The sequence below is a fragment of the Streptomyces sp. NPDC001851 genome (genome assembly GCF_040297165.1).
GTDB lineage: Bacteria > Actinomycetota > Actinomycetes > Streptomycetales > Streptomycetaceae > Streptomyces.
This window is the reverse complement of record NZ_JBEOYR010000011.1, coordinates 286,492-293,505: the sequence shown is the minus strand read 5'-3', so window position 1 is coordinate 293,505 and position 7,014 is coordinate 286,492. Positions and strand designations below refer to the sequence as shown.

Annotated in this window: 5 protein-coding genes and 1 pseudogene; 1 reads left to right on the top strand and 5 read right to left on the bottom strand. The window is 67.9% G+C overall.

Annotated features, from left to right (window positions below; genetic code table 11):
• Window positions 1–210: pseudogene (locus tag ABT171_RS19050) on the top strand (DUF4097 family beta strand repeat-containing protein); the annotation flags it as partial.
• Window positions 211–234: 24 nt separating this feature from the next.
• Here ABT171_RS19050 and ABT171_RS19045 read toward each other — a convergent pair.
• The 5 genes from ABT171_RS19045 to chvE form a co-directional block, all read right to left on the bottom strand.
• On the bottom strand, window positions 235–1,740 hold the full coding sequence (locus ABT171_RS19045) for a pyridoxal phosphate-dependent aminotransferase (protein WP_351245154.1): 1,506 nt from the start codon (window positions 1,738–1,740) through the stop codon (window positions 235–237).
• 102 nt (window positions 1,741–1,842) lie between these two features.
• Window positions 1,843–3,012 carry an aldose epimerase family protein gene (locus tag ABT171_RS19040; RefSeq protein ID WP_351245152.1) on the bottom strand — a complete coding sequence of 390 codons (1,170 nt, stop codon included), beginning with the start codon at window positions 3,010–3,012 and terminating at the stop codon, window positions 1,843–1,845.
• A gap of 25 nt (window positions 3,013–3,037) precedes the next feature.
• On the bottom strand, window positions 3,038–4,282 hold the full coding sequence (gene mmsB, locus ABT171_RS19035) for a multiple monosaccharide ABC transporter permease (RefSeq protein ID WP_351245150.1): 1,245 nt from the start codon (window positions 4,280–4,282) through the stop codon (window positions 3,038–3,040).
• Window positions 4,279–5,829, bottom strand: a complete 1,551-nt coding sequence (gene mmsA / locus ABT171_RS19030; protein WP_351245148.1) for a multiple monosaccharide ABC transporter ATP-binding protein — start codon at window positions 5,827–5,829, stop codon at window positions 4,279–4,281. The genes mmsB and mmsA overlap by 4 nt, the downstream gene beginning before the upstream one ends.
• 44 nt (window positions 5,830–5,873) lie before the next feature.
• The gene (gene chvE / locus ABT171_RS19025) at window positions 5,874–6,983 is read right to left on the bottom strand and encodes a multiple monosaccharide ABC transporter substrate-binding protein (RefSeq protein ID WP_351245146.1); all 1,110 of its coding nucleotides are present in this window, start codon (window positions 6,981–6,983) and stop codon (window positions 5,874–5,876) included.
• Between the last annotated feature and the right edge of the window lie 31 nt (window positions 6,984–7,014).

Sequence of the window (7,014 nt, the reverse complement as noted above, 5' to 3'; positions counted from 1 at the left end):
ATCCGCATCACCGAAGCCGTACACGGCACCGTCGAACTGCGCACCCAGTCCGGCGACATCACCATCGGCGCCGCCACCGGCGTCTCCGCCGCCCTGGACGCCGGCACCGCCTACGGCCGCATCACCAACACCCTCAAGAACGACGGCACCACCGCACTGGACATCCGCGCCACCACCTCCCACGGCGACATCACCGCCCACAGCCTCTGAAGCACCGCCGATGCCGCGCAGGCGTCAGGCCCCCGCCGCGTTGGGCCAGCTCTGCGCATTGGGCCACCCCGTCGCCGGGGCCGGAGTCAGACCGGTCGCCGGCGCCGTCATCCCCCTCACCTGAGCGGCCGTGAGCCCACCCCGGGCCGGTACCCCGGGCGGCGTGGGCGCGGGCGCCGGTGCCGGCTGCGCCGCCGCGGGCATGGGCATGGGCATCGGCTGCGGCACCGGCGCCACGGGCTGCTGGGCCGCCGCGGGCAACGGCTGCGGTGCTGCCGGCAGTGGCGTGGGCATGGGCGTCGGCTGAGGCGCCGCGGGTATTCCGCGTCCGTTGGTCTCGCTCATCAGCCGGTCCACCGCCGCCGTACCCGAGCTGTAGCTGGTCCCGGTGCCCAGCTCGGGTACGGCGGCTCCCCTCCTGGACCCGTAGAGCACCTGCTCCAGGCCGGACACCAGGCGACGCACGTCGACCTGGGGGCGCACCGCGAGTCTCAGGAAGCGGCTGGACGAACCGATCTTGTTGCCGCACTCCCGGACCAGGATCCGGTGCTCGGTGAGCATCCGGTCCCGGACCATCGTGCCCTCGGCGCCGACGGGCAGGCGCACGAAGAGGAAGTTGCCCTGGGACGGGTACACCGTCAACCCGGGCAGCGCCGACAGGTGGCTGGCCATCTCCAGCCGGTCGCGGCGGACCTGCTGCAGGCTCTGCGCGTACTCGGCGCCGTGCTCCTTCAGCATGAACACCACGTGCTCGGCGAAGGAGTTGAGGTTCCACTTCGGGAGCATGCCCCGCACCTTCCCGGCGAGCGCCGGGTTGGCGACCAGGTAGCCGAAGCGTACGCCGTGCAGGCCGAAGTTCTTGCCGAGGCTGCGCAGCACGATCACGTTGGGGCGGAGCATGGCCTCCTGGACGACACTGGGCTCGGTCTCCGCGTCGGCGAACTCCAGGAAGGACTCGTCGACCACGATCAGGTCCAGGTCCGCCATCGCGTCCATGAACTGCACCACCGACTGCTTGCGGACATAGCCGCCGTCGGGGTTGCTGGGATTGCAGATCACCGCCGCCCGGGTCCTGCGGGTGCGGATGAACTCGGCGTACTGCGCGAGGTCCAGTGCGAACCCGCTCGCCTCCTGGAGCGGGAACATGTCGACCCGCTTGCCGGTCTCCATCGGCTGGTCGGTCCAGCGGCCGAAGGTGGGCACCGGGACGGCGAGGGACTCGCGCACCAGCAGGTGGTCGATCCAGGTGATCAGCTCCGTGGAGCCGTTGCCCATCGCCACGCACTGCGGTGGCAGTCCCAGCAGGGAGCACAGTTCGCCGGTGATGGTGTCGGCGCCGCTCGGGTAGTACGTGATGATCTCGCGCAACCGGCCCGCCAGTTCGTCGTACATGGCCGGCGTCGGGAAGTACGGGTTGCACGGGATGCAGAAGTCCACCGGGCCGGTCCCGTCGCCCTCGCGCGTCAGCGCCGCCATGGAGGGGCTGTGCGCGGCTCCGCCGCTGAACAACGAGGTGACGTTGCCGGCCAAGGGAGACCTCCGTTCAGGGTGGCCCGTGCGGGGGAGCACGGGCCGCCCATGGATACGGAAGGGACGCCAGTGGCGTTCAACTCACCGGCTGTGTGGCGTGGTTCACGCCGAGAACCGGTGGATCGTCGTCGTCCGGTACGTCTGCCCCGGCCGCAGCACGGTCGACGGGAACGACGGCTCGTTCGGCGAGTCCGGGAAGTGCTGGGTCTCCAGGGCCAGTCCGTCGCCCTGCCGGTAGGTGTGACCGGACTGGCCGACGAGCGTGCCGTCGAGGAAGTTGCCGGAGTAGAACTGCACACCGGGCTGGTCGGTGAGGATCTTCAGGGTGCGGCCGGATTTCGGGTCGCGCAGCGTGACGACGTGCTCCGGGCGCGCGGTCACCCCCTTGTCCAGCACGAAGTTGTGGTCGTAGCCCTTGGCCGTGACCAGCTGCGGATGGCCTGTGCGGATGTCCCGGCCGATCGGCTTGGGGCGGGTGAAGTCGAAGGGGGTGCCCTTGACGTCCGCCCGCTCCCCGGTGGGGATCAGACCGGAGTCGGTGGGCGTGAAGCGGCCGGCCGCGAGCCAGAGTTCGTGGTCGTAGATGCTGCCGCTGCCCTCGCCGGCGAGGTTGTAGTAGGTGTGGTTGGTGAGGTTGACGATCGTCGGCTTGTCGGTGGTCGCCTTGTAGTCGATCCGCCAGTCGCCGTGCCGGTTCAGCGTGAAGGTGACCTTCGTCCTCAGCGTGCCGGGGTAGCCCATCTCGCCGTCGACGCTCGTGTAGTACAGGTGCAGGCCCACGTCGGAGCCGGCGGTGAAGGGCTCGATGTCCCACACCTTGGTGTTGAAGCCCTGCTTGCCGCCGTGCAGGCTGTTCACGCCGTCGTTGACGGACAGCTGGTACTTCTTGCCGTCCAGGGTGAACCGGCCCTTGGCGATGCGGTTGCCGTAGCGGCCGATGGTGGCGCCGAAGTAGGTGGTTCCCTTGACGTACGCGTCGAGGTTGTCGTAGCCGAGGGAGACGTTGGCGTACCGGCCGTGGCGGTCGGGTATCTCCAGGGACTGCACGATGCCGCCGTAGGAGAGGACCTTCAGGCGGGTGCCGCCGTTCTCCAGCGACCAGCGGTGGACCTTCGTTCCGTCGGCGAGCGTGCCGAAGTACTCCTTCACCGGTTTCCTTCCGGATGCGGTCTGGGCGCCCGCCGCGGCAGCGGCTGATGCCGTCGTGCCGAGGGCGGTGGCGGCGAGACCCGCCGCTGTTCCCGCGATGACCGTGCGTCTGTTCAGTTCCATGGGTACGGCTCCCTTTTCTGGACCCTCACGAACCGGACTTGCGCTTGTTCCACACGTCGAACCCGACCGCGGCCAGCAGGGCCAGGCCCTTGATGACCTGCTGCCAGTCGGTGCCGACGCTGAGGAGGTTCATGCCGTTGTTCAGCACGCCGAGGACGAGACCGCCGATGATGGCGCCGAGGACGGTGCCGACACCGCCGCTCATGGAGGCGCCGCCGATGAACGAGGAGGCGATGGCCTCCAGTTCGAAGCCGTCGCCCGCCTTCGGCGAGGCCGCGTTCAGCCGGGCGGCGACCACCAGACCGGCCAGGGCCGCGAGCACGCCCATGTTCAGGAACACCTGGAAGGTGATGCGCTTGTCCTTCACGCCGGACAGCTTGGCCGCCGGCAGGTTGCCGCCGATGGCGTAGATGTGGCGGCCGAAGACCGAGTTGCGCATGACGTAGCCGTAGCCGCCCACCAGGACGCCGAGGACGATCAGGATGATCGGCGCGCCGTCGTAGCTGGCGAGCAGCATCGTGAGGGCGGTGATCGCGGCGACCAGGGCGACGAGCTTGAGCAGGAAGAGGTTCCTCGGCACCACGTCGAGGGAGAACTCCTGCTGGCGGCGGCGGTCGCGCACCTCCTGCCACACCACGGAGGCGATCAGGACGAGGCCGAGGAGCAGGGTGAGGTTGTGGTAGTTGGTGTTCGGGCCGACCTCGGGCAGGAATCCGTTGCCGATCTTCTGCAGGCCGTCCGGGAACGGGCCCAGGGTCTGCCCCTTGAGGAGGATCTCCGTCAGACCGCGGAAGAGCAGCATCCCGGCGAGGGTGACGATGAACGACGGTATGCCGAAATACGCGATGAGGACGCCCTGCACGGAGCCCGCGACCGCGCCCACCAGCAGGCACAGCACCAGGGCGACGGGCCACGCCACATGGTGCTGCACCGTCAGCACCGCCGCGAACGCGCCCACGAACGCCGTGATCGAGCCGACCGACAGGTCGATGTGCCCGGCGATGATCACCAGCATCATGCCGATCGCGAGGATCAGGATGTAGCTGTTCTGCAGCACCAGGTTGGAGACGTTGCGCGGCAGCAGCAGGTCGCCGTCGGTCCAGAACTGGAAGAGGACGACGATCAGACCGAGCGCGATCAGCATGCCGTACTGGCGCATGTTGCGGCGCAGGCCGCCGAGCACCAGCTGCAGCAGACCCTCGCCGGCGGTCGGTCCGCCCTTGCCCGGCGGCGCCGCGGCCGGGCTCTTGTCGGTGACGTCCGTGCTCATCGCGTTACCTCTTTGTCCTTCGTCATCTGGCGCATCAGCACTTCCTGCGTGGCCTCGGCCCGCGGCACCTCACCGGTCAGCCGCCCGGCGGCCATCGTGTAGATGCGGTCGCACATGCCGAGCAGTTCGGGCAGCTCGGAGGAGATGAAGACGACCGCCTTGCCCTGGGCGGCCAGCTGGTCGATGACCGTGTAGATCTCGTACTTGGCGCCCACGTCGATGCCGCGGGTCGGCTCGTCCAGGATCAGCACGTCCGGACCGGCGAAGATCCACTTGCTGAGGACGACCTTCTGCTGGTTGCCGCCGGACAGCTTGCCGACCGGCTCGAACACCGTCGGCGCCTTGATGTTCATGGACGTGCGGAAGCCCTCGGCGACCTGCCGCTCCGCCTGCTCGTCCACCACGCCCCGCCTGGCGACCTTCCTCAGCGCGGTCAGCGAGATGTTCCGGTTGATGGTGTCGATCAGGTTGAGGCCGTAGTGCTTGCGGTCCTCGGTGACGTACGCGATGCCGTGCCCCACCGCCTCCGCGACGGACTTGGTACGGATCTCGACGCCGTCCTTGAGGACCGTGCCGCCCGCGTACCGGCCGTAGGTGCGCCCGAAGACGCTCATCGCGAGCTCGGTGCGGCCGGCGCCCATCAGGCCCGCGATACCGACGATCTCGCCCCGGCGGACGCTGATCGACACATCGTCCACGACCTTGCGCTGCTGGTCGATCGGGTGGAGCACGGTCCAGTTGCGGATCTCCAGCGCGGGCGCCGCGCCCTCCTCCGGCTGGTGCGGGGTGCGCTCGGGGAAGCGGTGGTCGAGGTCGCGGCCCACCATGCCGCTGATGATCCGGTCCTCGGTCGTCCCCTCCGCCTTCACGTCCAGCGTCTCGATGGACCGTCCGTCGCGGATGATCGTCACCGAGTCGGCGACCCCGCGGATCTCGTTGAGCTTGTGGGAGATGATGATCGAGGTGATGCCCTGGTTCTTCAGCTCCAGGATCAGGTCGAGGAGCTTGCCGCTGTCCTCGTCGTTCAGGGCCGCCGTCGGTTCGTCGAGGATGAGCAGCTTCACCTCCTTCGACAGCGCCTTGGCGATCTCCACGAGCTGCTGCTTGCCCACGCCGATGTCGGCGACGCGGGTCTCCGGGTGCTCGTCGAGACCGACGCGCCGCAGCAACTCGGTGGCGTGACGCAGGGTTTCGCGCCAGTTGATCAGCCCGCGCGTGGCGTGTTCGTTGCCGAGGAAGATGTTCTCCGCGATGGAGAGGTACGGCACCAGCGCCAGCTCCTGGTGGATGATGACGATGCCGCGCTGCTCGCTCGCCCGGATGTCCTTGAAGCGGCAGACCTCTCCCTCGAAGAGGATCTCGCCCTCGTACGTGCCGTGCGGATGGACGCCGGAGAGCACCTTCATCAAGGTCGACTTGCCGGCGCCGTTCTCCCCGCAGATGGCGTGGACCTCGCCCTGCCGGACGGTCAGCGTGACGTCCGACAGCGCTTTGACACCGGGAAAGGTCTTGACGATCGAGCGCATTTCCAGGACGGGTCCCGCCATGGTCGTGCCTTCCAATCAGTGTGGGGTCGGGCGGACGGTCGGGATCACTTGAGCTGGGACTCGGTGTAGTAGCCGCCCTTGACCAGGACGTCCTCGTAGTTGGTCTTCTCCACGCTCACCGGCTGGAGCAGGTAGGCGGGGACGACCTTGGCGCCGTTGGTGTAGGTCTTGGTGTCGTTGACCTGCGGCTTCCTGCCGTGCAGGACGTCGTCGACCATCGACACCGCGACCGCGGTCTCCTTGCGGCTGTCCTTGAAGACGGTCTGGGACTGCTCGCCCGCGATGATCGACTTCACCGAGGCCAGCTCGGCGTCCTGTCCGGTGATGACGGGCAGCGGCTTGCTGCCCGAGCCGTAGCCGTCCGACTTCAGCGCGGAGATGATGCCGATGGAGATGCCGTCGTAGGGCGAGAGCACCGCGTCGACCCGGCCGCTCTTGTAGGAGGAGGTGAGGATGTCCTCCATGCGCTTCTGCGCGGTGGTGCCGTCCCAGCGCAGGGTGGTGACCTGGTTGAGCTTGGTCTGCCCGGACTTGACCACCAGCTGCTTCTTGTCGATGTACGGCTGGAGCACCTTCATGGCGCCGTCGAAGAAGTACTGGGTGTTGTTGTCGTCGTTCGACCCGGCGAACAGCTCGATGTTGAACGGGCCCTTCTTGCCGCTGTCCAGGCCGAGCTTGTGCACGATGTAGGTGCCCTGGAGGGTGCCGACCTTCTCGTTGTCGAACGAGGCGTAGTAGTCGACGTTCTTGGTGCCGAGGATGAGCCGGTCGTAGGCGATGACCGGGATGTGGGCCTGGGCGGCCTCCTGGAGCACGTTGTTCAGGGACTTGTTGTTGATGGCCGCGATGATCAGGCCCTTGACGCCCTGCGTGATCATGTTCTCGATCTGCGAGACCTGGGTGCTCGGGTCGTCCTCGCCGTAGACCAGCTTGGTCTTGTAGCCCTTGGCCTTGAGGTTCTTGACCATGTCGTTGCCGTCGTTGATCCACCGCTCGGAGGATTTCGTCGGCATCGCGATGCCGATCGTGGCGCCCTTGACGTCGCCCGTCTTCTCCTTGCTGCCGCCCGAGCCGCTCTGGCCGCAGGCGGTCAGGGTGAGGGCGAGCGAGGCGGTTCCGGCTATCGCGGCGAGTGCGGCTCTGCGGTTGCGCATGGTGATCATTCCTTGGTCGTCTCGTCGTTGA